Genomic DNA, 15,001 nt, shown 5'->3' on the forward strand with positions numbered 1-15,001 from the left:
GTACACGAAAACTTATTTACAGTGAAATCGAGTAGGTCGGAGCACGTGAAACTTTGACTGAATATGGGGGGACCATCCTCCAAGGCTAAATACTCCCAACTGACCGATAGTGAACCAGTACCGTGAGGGAAAGGCGAAAAGAACCCCTGTGAGGGGAGTGAAATAGAACCTGAAACCGTATACGTACAAGCAGTAGGAGCAGATTCGTTCTGTGACTGCGTACCTTTTGTATAATGGGTCAGCGACTTATATTCAGTAGCGAGGTTAACCATTTAGGGGAGCCGTAGTGAAAGCGAGCGTTAACTGCGCGTTTAGTTGCTGGGTATAGACCCGAAACCCGGTGATCTAGCCATGGGCAGGTTGAAGGTCAGGTAACACTGACTGGAGGACCGAACCGACTATCGTTGAAAAGCTAGCGGATGACCTGTGGCTAGGAGTGAAAGGCTAATCAAACCGGGAGATAGCTGGTTCTCCCCGAAATCTATTTAGGTAGAGCCTCGGACGAATACTATTGGGGGTAGAGCACTGTTAAGGCTAGGGGGTCATCCCGACTTACCAACCCTTTGCAAACTCCGAATACCAATAAGTAATATCCGGGAGACACACGGCGGGTGCTAACGTCCGTCGTGGAGAGGGAAACAACCCAGACCGCCAGCTAAGGTCCCAAAGTGTATGTTAAGTGGGAAACGATGTGGAAAGGCCCAGACAGCCAGGAGGTTGGCTTAGAAGCAGCCATCCTTTAAAGAAAGCGTAATAGCTCACTGGTCGAGTCGGTCTGCGCGGAAGATGTAACGGGGCTAAACATACCACCGAAGCTGCGGCTGCGAATTTATTCGCGGGGTAGGGGAGCGTTCTGTAAGCTGTTGAAGGTGTGTCGGGAGGCATGCTGGAGGTATCAGAAGTGCGAATGCTGACATGAGTAACGATAAAGCGGGTGAAAAACCCGCTCGCCGGAAGACCAAGGGTTCCTATCCCATGCTAATCAGGGTAGGGTGAGTCGACCCCTAAGGCGAGGCCGAAAGGCGTAGTCGATGGGAAACGGGTTAATATTCCCGTACTTGGAATAATTGCGATGGGGGGACGGAGCAGGCTAAACAAGCATGGCGTTGGTTGTCCATGTGAAAGTATGTAGGCTGGAAACTTAGGCAAATCCGGGTTTCTAAGGCTGAGATACGAGACGACACTCTACGGAGTGGAAGTTGTTGATGCCATACTTCCAGGAAAAGCCTCTAAGCTTCAGATTATTTCGAATCGTACCCCAAACCGACACAGGTGGTCAGGTAGAGAATACTAAGGCGCTTGAGAGAACTCGGGTGAAGGAACTAGGCAAAATTGTACCGTAACTTCGGGAGAAGGTACGCTCTTATCTGTGATGAGACTTGCTCTCTAAGCGGACGAGAGTCGCAGTGACTAGGTGGCTGGGACTGTTTATTAAAAACACAGCACTCTGCAAATTCGAAAGAAGACGTATAGGGTGTGACACCTGCCCGGTGCCGGAAGGTTAATTGATGGGGTTAGCTTCGGCGAAGCTCTTGATCGAAGCCCCGGTAAACGGCGGCCGTAACTATAACGGTCCTAAGGTAGCGAAATTCCTTGTCGGGTAAGTTCCGACCTGCACGAATGGTGTAACCATGGCCACGCTGTCTCCACCCGAGACTCAGTGAAATTGAAATCGCAGTGAAGATGCTGTGTACCCGCGGCTAGACGGAAAGACCCCGTGAACCTTTACTACAGCTTGGCACTGAACATTGACCCTACATGTGTAGGATAGGTGGGAGGCTTTGAAGCACAGTCGCTAGATTGTGTGGAGCCGTCCTTGAAATACCACCCTTGTAGTGTTGATGTTCTAACATAGGCCCCTGAATCGGGGTTGTGGACAGTGCCTGGTGGGTAGTTTGACTGGGGCGGTCTCCTCCCAAAGAGTAACGGAGGAGCACGAAGGTTTGCTAAGTACGGTCGGACATCGTACGGTTAGTGTAATGGTAGAAGCAAGCTTAACTGCGAGACAGACACGTCGAGCAGGTACGAAAGTAGGTCATAGTGATCCGGTGGTTCTGAATGGAAGGGCCATCGCTCAACGGATAAAAGGTACTCCGGGGATAACAGGCTGATACCGCCCAAGAGTTCATATCGACGGCGGTGTTTGGCACCTCGATGTCGGCTCATCACATCCTGGGGCTGAAGTCGGTCCCAAGGGTATGGCTGTTCGCCATTTAAAGTGGTACGCGAGCTGGGTTTAGAACGTCGTGAGACAGTTCGGTCCCTATCTGCCGTGGGCGTTTGAGAATTGAGAGGGGCTGCTCCTAGTACGAGAGGACCGGAGTGGACGAACCGCTGGTGTTCGGGTTGTGATGCCAATTGCATTGCCCGGTAGCTACGTTCGGAATCGATAACCGCTGAAAGCATCTAAGCGGGAAGCGAGCCTCGAGATGAGTTCTCACTTTAACTTGAGTTAACTGAAGGGCCGTTGAAGACTACAACGTTGATAGGCGAGATGTGGAAGTGCTGTGAGGCATTAAGCTAACTCGTACTAATTACCCGTGAGGCTTAACCATACAACGCCAAAGTGGTTTAGACTCGTTAGAAGTTGAATAGTCTCTGAAAAAAGAGACAAATACTAAAGTAGACATTTACTTAAAAAAAGCTTTCCAGATTAAGATTTAAGACAAGCTCTTAAGTCAACCAGATTTGCTTGGTGACTATAGCGTTTTGGAACCACCTGACCCCATGCCGAACTCAGAAGTGAAACGAAACAGCGTCGATGATAGTGTGGGTTCGCCCATGTGAAAGTAGAACATCGCCAAGCTCCTAATTAAGTAAAAAGCCCGCTCAATGAGCGGGCTTTTTGCGTTTTATAGATCTAAGCAAGCATTTATAACTACATTCCTATATTTTTTACTCACACCCAAAAGCCTTTAATTAAAAATTTCGCTTTATAAATTATAAGAAACTACAGTTTTAAGCTGACACTGAAGGTTGTGATATAGAAAGTCAGGTAGTATTAATAAAACGGTCATCAACAGAATTTACTGTGTAATAACTTAAATATTCAAGACAAGAAAAAAGCTGGAGGAGAAACCAGCTTTTTGCAGATCAGACAATGGAAAGATGAAAATCAGTATACGCGTAAAGTATAGTAATATTTTCTTGTTTAATACAACTGTTTTGTCTTTTTTTTATACAAAATTGTTTGTGTTTTAATAAATCTAATTTGGTAGGTGAAACTTACACTCACTATCACTATGATAGAAAACAAATAAATTACGTGGATGATCAGCTGGATGATAAAAATAATAAAAAAGCTATCTATTTTATTTTTAATATTAGCACTAATAGCAACCGCAACTGTATATGGTGTGCTTACTCTAAGCTTACCAGAACTGTCTGGTAAAACGACTTCAGTTGTTGTTAAAAACAAAGTCTCACTTGAGAGAGATTCTCTTGGTCACGCAGTAATAAAAGCTAACTCTCGCAACGATGCAGCATTTGCTCTGGGGTATGCCCATGGTCAAGACCGCTTTTTTCAAATGGATTTGTTACGACGTAATGCAGCCGGAGAGCTTTCTTTTCTTTTTGGAAAAGCAGCTTTGGAGCTCGATAAGAAAATGCGTTTTCACCAATTTAGAAAGCGTAGTCAATTAATCCTTGAGCAACTTCCTGATGATCACATTAATCTTTTGAAAAGTTACTCGCAAGGTGTGAACCTTGCTGTAAGTCACATGCCCTATTCGAGCTTTGAATATTTGCTAGCAGGAGCAGAACGAACAGTTTGGTTACCTGAGGACAGTTTGCTGGTTATTTTCAGTATGTACCTTGATCTGCAGTCCAATAGTTTTAGCCGTGACCTCACGTTAAGTTTCATTAATGACAAGTTCGGTACTGACATGGTGCGCTTTCTAACTCAACCAAGCAAACACCAAGCGGCGCTTGATGGCTCTGAATTTGAATTAGTTGAACCCAATATTCCAGTGATTAACGATAGATTATTGAGCTCCACTATATATCCGATAGCAGAGCCAAAGGATATTGGAAGCAATAACTGGGCTGTCACAGGTAGTTTAACAGCATCGGGCAAAGCCTTGCTTGCGGATGATATGCATTTAGGCTTAGCTGTGCCGATTATTTGGTATCGAACACAATTAAATTATGCTGTTAATGAAGAGGCTCATCAAATAACGGGTGTTAGTTTACCTGGTGCTCCTGCTGTTGTGGTTGGGACCAATGGAAAAGTTGCTTGGGGGTTCACTAATGCATATATCGATACGGTTGATTGGGTTGAATTAGACAGTAACTATGAAACGCAGACAGTCATTGAAAAAATAAAAACACCGGATGGCGTTTATGATTATTCGTTAGAGGTCAGTGATTTTGGTCCAGTTAAGCATATTGGTGGAAAAAAGTATGCGCTTAAATGGGTTGCCCACCAAGATTATGCAGTTGATATGGAATTACTCAATTTAGAGCAAGCTAACACTGTTGATGAAGCGCTCTCAATAGCTAAGACCATAGGTATTCCAGTACAGAACATGTTGGTTACTGATAATCAAGGTAATGCTGCGTGGCAAGCGACGGGCGCAATACCAGGTCGAAAGTCGCCAAGTGTAATTGCAATTATGCCAGAGGACTTTGACCCTAATTGGCGTGAGGACGCGTCAGATGTTCCATATTTACTTAACCCCGAGCATGGGCGATTATGGACTGCAAATAGTCGAGTCGTGAGTGTTGAGCAAGATAAACGCTATGGTAATGGTGGCTATGCCCTCGGGGCGCGTGCAGAGCAAATTAAACAGCGACTATTTGAAAAAGAACAATTTAATGAGCAAGATTTTTATGACATTCAGCTTGATAATAAAGCGCAGTTTTTAAAACCATGGCAAGCGTTGTTACTTAAAACACTTAAACTGTCGCCAGAAATTTATCAGCAAGACATTAAACTTGTTGAGAATTGGGGGGAATGTGCATGCCCTGATTCTGTGGGTTATACCTTAGTGAGAAAGTATCGTTCAGCAATCATTGATAAACTCTTTGCACCGATAGAAGCGCAGTTACAGGCAGAAGGGTTGTCACTATCTCCGATAAAACGCGATCTCGAACCAGCTGCTTGGCAGTTAATTAATAGCTTTACCGATACTTGGTTGCCGCAATCAGCAGCATCATGGCCTGATCTTCTTATAACTAGCTACCAAGACATGAAAAAAGATCTTTTGGTAAAACATACAGGTAGTGAAAAAGGTTCTTTACTACAGCTAAATTGGGGAAAGGTGAATGAACTAAATATTCAACACCCATTTAGTAAACAGATTCCATTGTTAAGTAAACTACTCGATATGCCTAAAGCGCCAGCATTTGGCGATAGCTTTATGCCAGCAGTTCAAGGTACGGGTTTTGGCGCGTCGCAACGTTTATTTGTTCAACCTGGAGCAGAAGAGTCTGCAATATTGACCTTACCAGGTGGTCAAAGTGGTCATCCTTTATCGCCTTATTACCGTGCAGGATATGATGATTATATTAAGCAAGCTAACACGCCGCTATTACCAGGTGAAATAATGCACCGTATTGATTTTAATCCACAATAAAAATTAAAAAGGGCATCAATTGATGCCCTTTTATTTAGCAAATAGTCTTGAGGATGCTTATTGATTAATGTGAGCTTACTTTAATACGCTCAACTAAATCCTTTGATTTGTATTTTTCTGAAAGGGCAAAGTCTAATTGTACTAAATGTTGCTTGTTTGTGTTTTTCGTAGGTGTGTACTTCCATTGTTTTAGAGCACGTTTAGCTTCGCGGTCAAATACACCTTTTGGCTCTGCCGAAATTACTTTTACGTTATCCGTTTGACCATCTGCTGTTAAAGTAAAGCCTAATACAACAGAGCCTTCAATACCTTGGTCAGCAGCCTCTTTAGGGTAAATTGGCTCAATACGAACAATGGGCTGCGCATCAGCTTTGTTATGTTTTTGATGGCCTTCACCATACTTAGCAAATGCAATGCTTGATAGACCTGCAAAAAGAACAAGACATAACAGAAGATTTACCAAAATATTGCCTTTAGGCATTTTTTGAATTGTATTTAAACGTTGTTTCATAGTGCTTTTCTCCGTGTAATAACTGTAGCTAGAAAGTGTGTTTTTATTATCTGAAACACAAGCTAGTAATGCGCGACAATAGGCAATACGTTGTGTTCTATTGGCATGGGCTAATACTGCAGCATCGCATGCGACTTCTTGTTGTTTTCTGTATTGGCTGTAACCAATCCAACACAGAGGGTTGAACCAAAAAGTAAGTAATAAGGTAATTGCGAGGGCATTAAACCAGTTATCTTTGCGTGCGAAGTGAACCCACTCGTGCTGGAAAATAAGTTGTGCTTGCTCGCTGTCGTAACTTTGATGAAAATCAAGCGGAATAAATAACCGTTGATTTGTTAAACCAAACAATACCGGGCTATTTACTGCATTGCTCAGATAGACAGGTAAACGGTTATTAACCTTATGACTGAATTGTTTGCTAGCATTGAATTTTCTACTTATGGATAGGTGTTCATACACCACTAAAAAGCTCATTAAGCAAAAACCAGTTAACCACACCATGCTGAGTAAGCCATAGACATCCAGAGATTTTGACTGGGTGGTGACTGACACAACGTATCGATGCAACTCGGTTTCAAATGATATAGCACTTGAAACGGGTAAATTGTTTAACAGTAAAACCATTGGGACGATTAACCAAAGTGCGTATTGAAATCGGGCACTTAAATGGTCTTTTAACAGTTTACTGCATAGCAAAGTGCAAGTTATGGCTAAACTAATTGGCCATAGTTGCTCTAATAACCAGTTAGTCATTTTTTTGTTCCCAGTTGTCGATTAGGTTTTTTAACTCATCGATGTCTTGCTTGCTAAGATTTTTATTTTTAGCAAATCCTGTTACCAAAGGGGCAATACGCCCGTTAAATAATCGCTCAATTAAGCTTTCGCTTTCTTGTGCGCGATAGGCGTCTACTTCAAGTACTGGAGAATAAATATAGCTACGACCGCTTTTCTCAAAGTTAATCGCTCCTTTTTTTACCATTCGTCCTAGTAATGTTTTGACTGTTTTTTCATGCCAGTTCTTTTCTTTGTTGAGTTCTTCTACCACAGTTTGCGCGTCACAAGGGTAAACGCGCCATAATGCTTGAAGTACCTCAAATTCAGAATTACTGATATCCATTTGATTACACCTGTAATTTAAACTTGTTTAAGGATTACAGTTGTAATCATTTTCGTCAAGTAATATTTTGCTGTTTTTTTAATCCATAAATTGTTAGAACTCGTAAAAGAACGAAAACAAATAAGGAACGCTATGAAAAAGTTAACCAGATCATTACTGCTCTCAATAGGGATGATTTCAACCAGCTCAGTCATTGCTGACGTTAGTTTTAAGCTTGAAAAACTATCAGATAACTTACACGTGCTGTATGGACAAGGTGGCAATATAGCAATTAGTACAGGTGATGACGGGATCTATATTGTTGACGACCAGTTCGCGAAATTGAGTGATGGAATAAAAGCGCAAATCAGTAAACTAAAGAGTGGTGTACCGGAATTTGTAATTAATACCCATCATCATGGTGATCATACCGGTGGTAATGAAAACTTTGCTAATGCGGGCAGTCATGTAATCGCCCATCACAATGTGTACAGCCGTTTAAAGGAAAAGCATGGAGAAGGCTCTAAATACCTTCCTGTGATTAGCTTTAGCAAAGATATGACACTGCATTTTAACAATGAACATGCCCAGCTATGGCATTATCATAATGCACATACTGACGGTGATGCGGTCATATTTTATGAAAAAGCCAATGCAGTACACCTTGGTGATATTTTCTTTAATTTAAATAGCCTGCCGTTTGTTGATGTTGATAGTGGTGGTTCTTTAGATGGTGTTATCAAGGCCGTATCTGATGTGCTTAGTAAAGTAGATGGTGCAACAAAAGTTATTCCAGGGCATGGTCCGGTCACCAATAAAGCTGGTTTAGAAAGTTACTTATCGCTACTCAAGCAGGCGAGAGAGTTAATGATCAACGCTATGGTAGATAACAAGAGTTTAGAAGATGTACTTGCATCAAAGCCCCTTGCTAGTTTAGCGCTCACTTATTCTAACTGGTTACCAGAAGAACGAGTAACAAAGCTATTTTATTTAAGCTTAAAGAATGCTGATAAAAGCAAGCATCATCATTAAAAAAAGCCTTCTTCCCGCTTAAATGCTTCTAACTCCGTTAAGCACGGAGTTAGTCCCTAAATCACTTTATTCTTCTTTTTCTCAATTAATTTGTTACTGTTTGTGTCACTTAAACTAAGGGAGTAACAAGTATGTTGAACGAAAAGAATGATTTACAAGACTTAACTATGTCGGTACCAAAGAAAAAAGGACCGATTGTCGGGGCTATTGCAGGTCTTTTTGGTTTATCTCTTATCTATTCTGCAATGTACACGGTTGATGAAGGTCATGTGGGTATTATTAAGCGTTTTGGTGAAGCAAAAGAACAAGTGAACCCAGGTCTTCACACAAAAATACCTTTCGTTGATGATGTTGAGGTGTTGGAAATCCGTACTCGAAAAAATGTTGAAAAACTAAATGCCTCAACTCATGAACAAATGCCAGTAACTGCTGAAGTGTCTATCAACTGGACTGTAATGCGTGAGCAAGCGTTTGATTTATTCAAAAGCTATGGTGGTTTAACGCAGTTTGAAAGTCGTATTCTTGACCCTAAATTACGTTCTGCAGCAAAAGATGCATTAGCTCGATATAAAGCAGAAGAGTTAATTCAAAACCGTTCGCAAGTAATTGCTCAAATTGAAGAGCTGTTAGTTGAAGAAATGAAAGAATATCCAGTAAAACTAGACTCTGCACAATTAGAGAATTTAGTATTACCTCAAAAGTATATTCAATCAATTGAAACGAAACAGACTGAGAAAAACTTAGCGGCAGCCGAAATGCACCGTCTAGAACGTCAAAAGTTGGAAGCGCAACGTGAAGTGAATACTGCGATGGCACAACGTGATGCGGCTAAAGCAAAAGCGGATGGTCAAGCATATTCAATTCGGGTTGAAGCTGAAGCACAGGCGGAGGCAATAAAGCTCAAAGGTTTGGCAGAAGCTGAAGCAATTCAAAAGAAGGCGGAAGCGATTAAAGCAAATGCGACGTTAGTTGATTATGTACGTGCACAGCAATGGAATGGTCAAATGCCAACGACTGTAATGGGAGCAGACCAAAGTATTCTGTGGTCAATGGATGCTAAAAAGAAATAATAATTAGGAGAGATTATGGCTAAATGGACATGCCCTAAGTGTCAGTGCCAAAGCTACGATACTGATGAAATAGCCACAACAGGCAGTGGCTGGTCAAAAATCTTTGATATGCAAAATAGGAAGTTCACCGCAGTAGTCTGTAAGAACTGTACTTACACTGAGTTTTATCGCGGTAAAACAAGTACCTTAGGTAATATTTTTGATTTATTTACCAACTAAAATTTGAAATAAAAAACGCTGCAATTGCAGCGTTTTTTATTTTGATTTCATGCCTTTATAGCTTTTATTCTACCAAGGAAAAGCGTTTAAATACTTTACCGTCGCGCTCGATCTCTTCTAAAAACATCTCAATGGGTCTTACCCAAAGCGCTTGCTCACCATAGAGTGGTTTATAGAGCACCAATGTCTCTTGCGTCTCACTGTGGGTCACAGTATCAATTACTTGGTAAAAATTGCCTTTAAAATGTTGGAATTTTCCTGGTTTTATTTTCATTATAGAAAGCTCGAAACTTCGGTGATGTCTTTTTTAACTAAGGCGTGTTCAGGCACTGTTGCATCATTTGCTGGGTAACCTGCGATAATGAGCATATAAGGGCGCTCATTATCTTTGTTTCTACCACAAATGTCAGTTAAAAAACTCATTGGTTTGGGTGTATGTGTGAGTGTAACTAGGCCGCTATGATGAAGTGCTTGAATTAAAAACCCAGTGGCAATACCCACACTTTCATGCACATAGTAATTGGTGTTCTTGTCTTCAGCGTGGATACCGCCTTTCTTTTGGCTAAAAATTGCAATTAACCAAGGGGCATGCTCTAGGTAGGGTTTTTGATCATCTGTACCAAGTGGTTTCAGTGCATCGAGCCACTCTTCACCTGCACGACCTTGATAGAACGAACGTTCTAAATCTTCGGCTGCTTCTCTGATTTTCTTTTTAACATCCATGCTATTGATTGCGACAAAATGCCAAGGTTGATGATTTGCACCGCTTGGTGCAGTTGCCGCAGCCTTAATGCAGGTTTCAATTATCTCTTTTGGTACAGGTTTATTTGAGAACGAGCGAATAGAGTGCCTTCGTTTACTGGTATCTAAAAACGTTTGTGCCCGATGTAACATCTCTTCCTGAGAGTATTCGATAAAGTCAGACAGTGGTACTGATTGATGATCTTGCATTATTTTACCCTTTTTATTTGTGTTATATCCCGAGATGCCTCATCTAATCAAGCTAGATTAAAGTGTTGAACAAAAAATGGTCTAGTTAAGCAAAGGTTAATACTTTCGGCGCTACGATAGTATCATCAAGATCTAGGAGAGAAAGTACTATGCAAGTTTCGATGAACTCTAATCCATTCAATACTTCATACCAATTGAATCATCAAAGTAATACAGCTACTCATCCGCAGGAAGATAATTCAGTAACAGCTAATAGTGTTAATGTAAGCATATCTACTAATGCACAAGCTCTATATGAAAAAGAAAACGCGCAAGCAGACGTTGGAACATTACCCTCTGACGATCAAAACATTAAAGAAACAGCTAAGGCAATAGCAGCTTATAGAGCGGTTTCAAACTTGATGGATGATAGTATTTCAATGGGGGAAGCATATTTAATTAAAAACAATGATACTGCTCGTCAGTTTTATGTGGGAAAAAGTCAGTTGAACCATCAGGCGAATATGGCTGAAACTTACTTAAATAACATTAATAATGAACTTGAATAAAGCCATTTATAAAAAGCGCTGTACAACAGCCTTATCAGTTTAACTTCACACAGTATTTTACATTTTCTCTGTGAAAGTTGAGTTACAGTAACTTATGCAATTTACCAAGGAACTCGGCGATGCGTAATGTTACTTTTATCCTTATACTTTCACTCTCAGGGTGCGTCGTTTTCCCTGTGAAAGACCAAGAAGCAACCCGTATTGCAAATGTGCGTTGCGAACTTTCCAGTGATAAGAAAGTTTTAAAAATAGTCGATGTTGCGAAAGCAACAAATACCTTTTATAGCGTTTCTGGCGTTGTACTCTCTCCTATACTGATTCCATTATCAGGATTACTTTCGGGTTCTTATACCTTAGTAAACAATATCTACTTTTATGGTGAGCAAAAAATCAAGTGTGATGATGCTGCTAGTGAAAGTCATTAATTAGCAGACTAAAACCGATCACTTTATGATGTTCTTAAAAACCGATTATAGTAATCAAATTAATCTGTTTTATCTTTTTAACTGAATTTCTTAATCTATATATCAAGCCAATCGGAAAAAATTAATTAATTTTTCCGATGACTAATTACATTATAGAGAGAAATATTATGAGCACATCGTTAATCAATACAACTATCCAACCTTTCAACGCAATGGCATACCACAATGGTGAGTTTGTTGAAGTTTCGGAAAAAGACGTTTTAGGTAAATGGGCGGTTGTATTCTTCTACCCAGCCGACTTTACTTTTGTTTGCCCAACCGAACTTGGCGACTTAGCGGATCACTACAGCAAGTTACAAGAAATGGGTGTTGAAGTGTACTCAGTATCAACTGACACACACTTTACACACAAAGCGTGGCACGATACGTCAGACACAATTAAGAAAATCCAGTTCCCAATGATTGGCGACCCAACTGGCCGTATTACGCGCAACTTCGGTGTAATGATTGAAGAAGACGGCTTAGCACTACGCGGCACATTTGTAATCAACCCTGAAGGTGAGATTAAAGTTATCGAAACTCACGATTTAGGTATTGGCCGTGATGCAGGTGAACTTGTTCGTAAAATCCAAGCAGCACAGTATGTTGCATCACATGACGGTGAAGTTTGTCCTGCTAAATGGCAGCCAGGTGATGAAACACTTGCTCCTTCATTAGACCTAGTTGGCAAAATCTAACACCTCTTACCTTGCTGCCTGTTAGAGCAGGCAGCAATTTGGTTTACCGATTAATGTCATTTAAGGAATGATCATCATGAACAGTATTTTAGATAACAATATCAAAACACAATTACAGAGCCATTTTAGCAGTATTGTCGACCCTGTAGAGCTGGTCATTGCCTTAGATGACAGTGATAAATCACAGGAAGTAAAAGCCTTAGCACATGATCTTTTAGCGCTAAGTGAGCATTTTTTAATTCGTGAAGACGATTCAATTGCACGCAAACCAATGCTTTCAATTCGTTCACCGAAAAGAGGCACCGAAATTAATTTTGCGGGTGTGCCAATGGGCCACGAATTTACAAGCTTAATTTTGGCACTGTTGCATACAGGGGGCGTTGCTACCAAAGCAAGTGAGCTGGAGGTGGAACAAATTAAGGGTTTGCAAAGTACACTTAATTTCGAAGTGTATATTTCACTGAGTTGCCAAACATGCCCAGGAGTAGTACAAGCGCTTAATACAATTGCGGCTTTAAATTCGAATGTTACGGTTACAATGATCGATGGTGCACTGTTCCAAGGTGAAGTGTCAGAGCGCAACATTTTGGCCGTACCAAGCGTGTATTTAAATGGTGAGCTATTTAGCCAAGGTGCACTTTCACTCAGTGACATTATCAATAAACTTGATGATGGCGCAGCAGAAAAAACAGCCGAGCTGCTGTCACAAAAAGATAAATTTGATGTACTTGTAGTCGGTGGTGGGCCAGCAGGTGCCTCCGCGGCAATTTATGCGGCGCGTAAGGGCTTAAAAACAGGTATTGTAGCTGAGCGCTTTGGTGGCCAAGTGGCAGATACTGTTGGCATTGAAAACTTTATTTCGGTGCAAAAAACAGAAGGGCCTAAGCTGGTGGCACAGCTTGAAGAACATGTTAAAGACTATGATGTTGATATTATTACCCAACAAAAAGCGGTTACCTTAGGTAAGTCTGGCAACGTAGAAGTCGCACTGGAAAGCGGTGCAACACTGTCCAGTAAAAGTGTGATTTTGGCAACAGGAGCACGCTGGCGTGAAATGAATGTACCGGGCGAACAAGAATATCGTGGTAAAGGTGTTGCTTACTGCCCGCACTGTGATGGTCCGTTATTTAAAGGCAAAAAAGTGGCAGTGATTGGTGGTGGTAACTCAGGCATCGAGGCCGCGATCGATTTAGCTAATATTGTTGAGCATGTTACCGTATTGGAGTTTGCTGATACGTTACGTGCCGATGAAGTGCTGATCAAAAAGGCCAACAGCCTAGGTAATATTGAAATTATTAAAAGTGCACAAACCACTGAAGTTATCGGTGACGGTACACGAGTAACTGGCCTAAATTATACGGATCGTGCCTCTGGCGACGAACATAGCCTTTCCCTTGCCGGTATTTTTGTGCAAATAGGCTTAATTCCAAATACAGAGTTTTTAAAAGGCAGTATCGAATTAACTCCTTTTGGCGAGATTGTTATTGATGACAAAGGCGCTACATCAATGCCAGGTGTATATGCTGCTGGTGATGCGACAACCACACCATTTAAACAAATTATTATTGCAATGGGCAGTGGTGCAACAGCAAGTTTAGGCGCATTTGATTATTTAATTCGCCATGCTGATGGTACGCAGCAAGTAGCATAGTTTATCCCTTATACATAATACGCCCACTATTATGTGCAAAGCCGCTGATCATTAGATTGGCGGCTTTTTTGTTAATCATTATCGCTATGGGCTTTACTGTAGCTGTAAGTTGTTTAAGCTCATTCCTTCAACACAATACGACCGTTATTAACTGTACCGCCGCTGATTAGTTTGAATAACAGCTTTTTTGTTAATAATCCGTTAATCACCGAATTTAACCTTTAATCATTTTTACGTGGTTATATTGCGTTCACTTTACTTAGACTGGCTGATGAAATATTGGCAATTACAAAAAAGAGAACGCAAATGTTATCAATAACAGGGTTATCAAAAACGTACGACAACGGTGTAAAAGCACTGAATAATGTAAATCTCGAAGTGCCAAAAGGCATGTTTGGTTTATTAGGGCCAAATGGTGCAGGTAAATCATCATTGATGCGCACTATCGCAACACTTCAAACGGCAGATGCTGGTCAAATTACCTTTGATGGTATTGATGTATTCAATGATCCGCAAAGTTTACGTAAACGCCTAGGTTATCTACCACAAGATTTTGGTGTGTATCCACGTATTAGTGCGTATGAATTACTTGATCATATGGCGATTTTAAAAGGCTTAGAAAGTAAAGGTGAACGTAAGGAAGCTGTTGAAGGTTTATTGGCGCACACTAATTTATTCCAGCATCGTAAAAAAGCGGTAAGCGGTTTTTCTGGTGGTATGCGTCAGCGTTTTGGTATTGCACAAGCACTGCTAGGTGATCCTGATTTAATTATTGTGGACGAGCCAACAGCGGGCCTTGACCCTGAAGAGCGAAACCGTTTTCACAACTTATTAGTAAGCCTAGGTGAAGAAAAAGCCATCATTTTATCAACGCACATCGTAGAAGATGTATCTGAACTTTGCCCAAATATGGCAGTGTTAGCATCGGGTCAAATTTTACTAGAGGGTAACCCAATAGCGCTTACCGATCAGCTAAATGGTCAGATTTGGAAAAAATCGGTATCGCTTGATGAAGCACAGGAAATTGAATCGTCTATGCCACTTATTTCAAAGCGCTTATTTGCTGGTAAAACCATTGTGCATGTAATGGCTGAAAACCAACCTGAAGGTTTTGATGCAGCACCGGCTAACTTAGAAGATGTTTATTTCTCAACGCTACTGCAACACCGAAATGCAGCGTAAGGA

13 protein-coding genes and 2 rRNA genes (1 of these 15 running past the window's edge) are annotated in these 15,001 nt (G+C 41.2%); 11 read left to right on the forward strand and 4 right to left on the reverse strand.

Translation table 11 applies throughout. The annotated features are described in order from the left end of the window. From OM33_RS03575 to OM33_RS03585, 3 genes are all read left to right on the forward strand, one after another. A 23S ribosomal RNA gene (locus OM33_RS03575) occupies nucleotides 1–2,555 on the forward strand (it extends 326 nt beyond the left edge of the window). Nucleotides 2,556–2,691: 136 nt separating this feature from the next. Next, nucleotides 2,692–2,806, forward strand: a 5S ribosomal RNA gene (gene rrf, locus OM33_RS03580). A 475-nt stretch (nucleotides 2,807–3,281) separates the two neighbouring features. Further along, complete coding sequence (locus OM33_RS03585; protein WP_038642974.1) at nucleotides 3,282–5,576, forward strand: penicillin acylase family protein; 2,295 nt, start codon at nucleotides 3,282–3,284, stop codon at nucleotides 5,574–5,576. Nucleotides 5,577–5,640: 64 nt separating this feature from the next. On the opposite strand, the gene OM33_RS03590 is transcribed toward OM33_RS03585, so the two are convergent. Then, complete coding sequence (locus OM33_RS03590) at nucleotides 5,641–6,840, reverse strand: TonB family protein (protein ID WP_052140887.1); 1,200 nt, start codon at nucleotides 6,838–6,840, stop codon at nucleotides 5,641–5,643. Beyond that, nucleotides 6,833–7,204: a BlaI/MecI/CopY family transcriptional regulator gene (locus OM33_RS03595; protein WP_038638867.1), complete on the reverse strand. Its 372-nt coding sequence runs from the start codon at nucleotides 7,202–7,204 to the stop codon at nucleotides 6,833–6,835. Before OM33_RS03595 ends, OM33_RS03590 begins: the two co-directional genes overlap by 8 nt. A gap of 132 nt (nucleotides 7,205–7,336) precedes the next feature. On the opposite strand from OM33_RS03595, the gene OM33_RS03600 reads away from it, so the two are divergent. From OM33_RS03600 to OM33_RS03610, 3 genes are all read left to right on the forward strand, one after another. Further along, the gene (locus OM33_RS03600; protein WP_038638870.1) at nucleotides 7,337–8,215 is read left to right on the forward strand and encodes an MBL fold metallo-hydrolase; all 879 of its coding nucleotides are present in this window, start codon (nucleotides 7,337–7,339) and stop codon (nucleotides 8,213–8,215) included. A 131-nt stretch (nucleotides 8,216–8,346) separates the two neighbouring features. Further along, on the forward strand, nucleotides 8,347–9,285 hold the full coding sequence (locus tag OM33_RS03605; RefSeq protein WP_038638873.1) for an SPFH domain-containing protein: 939 nt from the start codon (nucleotides 8,347–8,349) through the stop codon (nucleotides 9,283–9,285). 15 nt (nucleotides 9,286–9,300) lie between these two features. Next, the gene (locus OM33_RS03610; RefSeq protein WP_038638876.1) at nucleotides 9,301–9,504 is read left to right on the forward strand and encodes a zinc ribbon domain-containing protein; all 204 of its coding nucleotides are present in this window, start codon (nucleotides 9,301–9,303) and stop codon (nucleotides 9,502–9,504) included. A 64-nt stretch (nucleotides 9,505–9,568) separates the two neighbouring features. On the opposite strand, the gene OM33_RS03615 is transcribed toward OM33_RS03610, so the two are convergent. Then, a complete protein-coding gene (locus OM33_RS03615; protein ID WP_038638878.1) occupies nucleotides 9,569–9,778 on the reverse strand; it encodes a DUF1653 domain-containing protein in 210 nt (69 codons plus the stop codon). Then, nucleotides 9,778–10,455 (reverse strand): nitroreductase family protein, encoded by a 678-nt coding sequence (locus OM33_RS03620; RefSeq protein ID WP_038638882.1) that lies wholly within the window; start codon nucleotides 10,453–10,455, stop codon nucleotides 9,778–9,780. Before OM33_RS03620 ends, OM33_RS03615 begins: the two co-directional genes overlap by 1 nt. A gap of 149 nt (nucleotides 10,456–10,604) precedes the next feature. Here OM33_RS03620 and OM33_RS03625 point away from each other — a divergent pair, with 149 nt between their 5' ends. The 5 genes from OM33_RS03625 (at nucleotide 10,605) to OM33_RS03645 (ending at nucleotide 14,998) form a co-directional block, all read left to right on the forward strand. Then, entirely contained in the window at nucleotides 10,605–11,003 is a 399-nt protein-coding gene (locus OM33_RS03625) for a hypothetical protein (protein WP_038638883.1), read from the forward strand. Between the two features lie 119 nt (nucleotides 11,004–11,122). Then, nucleotides 11,123–11,428, forward strand: coding sequence for a hypothetical protein (locus tag OM33_RS03630; protein WP_038638886.1), 306 nt, complete (start codon nucleotides 11,123–11,125; stop codon nucleotides 11,426–11,428). A 167-nt stretch (nucleotides 11,429–11,595) separates the two neighbouring features. Then, the gene (ahpC, locus tag OM33_RS03635) at nucleotides 11,596–12,165 is read left to right on the forward strand and encodes an alkyl hydroperoxide reductase subunit C (RefSeq protein ID WP_038638889.1); all 570 of its coding nucleotides are present in this window, start codon (nucleotides 11,596–11,598) and stop codon (nucleotides 12,163–12,165) included. Nucleotides 12,166–12,250: 85 nt separating this feature from the next. Then, nucleotides 12,251–13,816: an alkyl hydroperoxide reductase subunit F gene (gene ahpF / locus OM33_RS03640; protein WP_038642978.1), complete on the forward strand. Its 1,566-nt coding sequence runs from the start codon at nucleotides 12,251–12,253 to the stop codon at nucleotides 13,814–13,816. 306 nt (nucleotides 13,817–14,122) lie between these two features. Then, entirely contained in the window at nucleotides 14,123–14,998 is an 876-nt protein-coding gene (locus OM33_RS03645) for an ABC transporter ATP-binding protein (RefSeq protein ID WP_038638892.1), read from the forward strand. Nucleotides 14,999–15,001 lie beyond the last annotated feature (3 nt).

This window comes from Pseudoalteromonas piratica (assembly GCF_000788395.1).
In the GTDB taxonomy this organism is placed as follows: Bacteria; Pseudomonadota; Gammaproteobacteria; order Enterobacterales; family Alteromonadaceae; genus Pseudoalteromonas; species Pseudoalteromonas piratica.

What these genes read in the sequence shown, in the direction of transcription:
- OM33_RS03585 (WP_038642974.1), top strand. Translation starts at nt 3,282, where the DNA reads ATGATAAAAATAATAAAAAAGCTATCTATTTTATTTTTAATATTAGCA.
- OM33_RS03590 (WP_052140887.1), bottom strand. Translation starts at nt 6,840, where the DNA reads ATGACTAACTGGTTATTAGAGCAACTATGGCCAATTAGTTTAGCCATA.
- OM33_RS03595 (WP_038638867.1), bottom strand. Translation starts at nt 7,204, where the DNA reads ATGGATATCAGTAATTCTGAATTTGAGGTACTTCAAGCATTATGGCGC.
- OM33_RS03600 (WP_038638870.1), top strand. Translation starts at nt 7,337, where the DNA reads ATGAAAAAGTTAACCAGATCATTACTGCTCTCAATAGGGATGATTTCA.
- OM33_RS03605 (WP_038638873.1), top strand. Translation starts at nt 8,347, where the DNA reads ATGTTGAACGAAAAGAATGATTTACAAGACTTAACTATGTCGGTACCA.
- OM33_RS03610 (WP_038638876.1), top strand. Translation starts at nt 9,301, where the DNA reads ATGGCTAAATGGACATGCCCTAAGTGTCAGTGCCAAAGCTACGATACT.
- OM33_RS03615 (WP_038638878.1), bottom strand. Translation starts at nt 9,778, where the DNA reads ATGAAAATAAAACCAGGAAAATTCCAACATTTTAAAGGCAATTTTTAC.
- OM33_RS03620 (WP_038638882.1), bottom strand. Translation starts at nt 10,455, where the DNA reads ATGCAAGATCATCAATCAGTACCACTGTCTGACTTTATCGAATACTCT.
- OM33_RS03625 (WP_038638883.1), top strand. Translation starts at nt 10,605, where the DNA reads ATGCAAGTTTCGATGAACTCTAATCCATTCAATACTTCATACCAATTG.
- OM33_RS03630 (WP_038638886.1), top strand. Translation starts at nt 11,123, where the DNA reads ATGCGTAATGTTACTTTTATCCTTATACTTTCACTCTCAGGGTGCGTC.
- ahpC (WP_038638889.1), top strand. Translation starts at nt 11,596, where the DNA reads ATGAGCACATCGTTAATCAATACAACTATCCAACCTTTCAACGCAATG.
- OM33_RS03645 (WP_038638892.1), top strand. Translation starts at nt 14,123, where the DNA reads ATGTTATCAATAACAGGGTTATCAAAAACGTACGACAACGGTGTAAAA.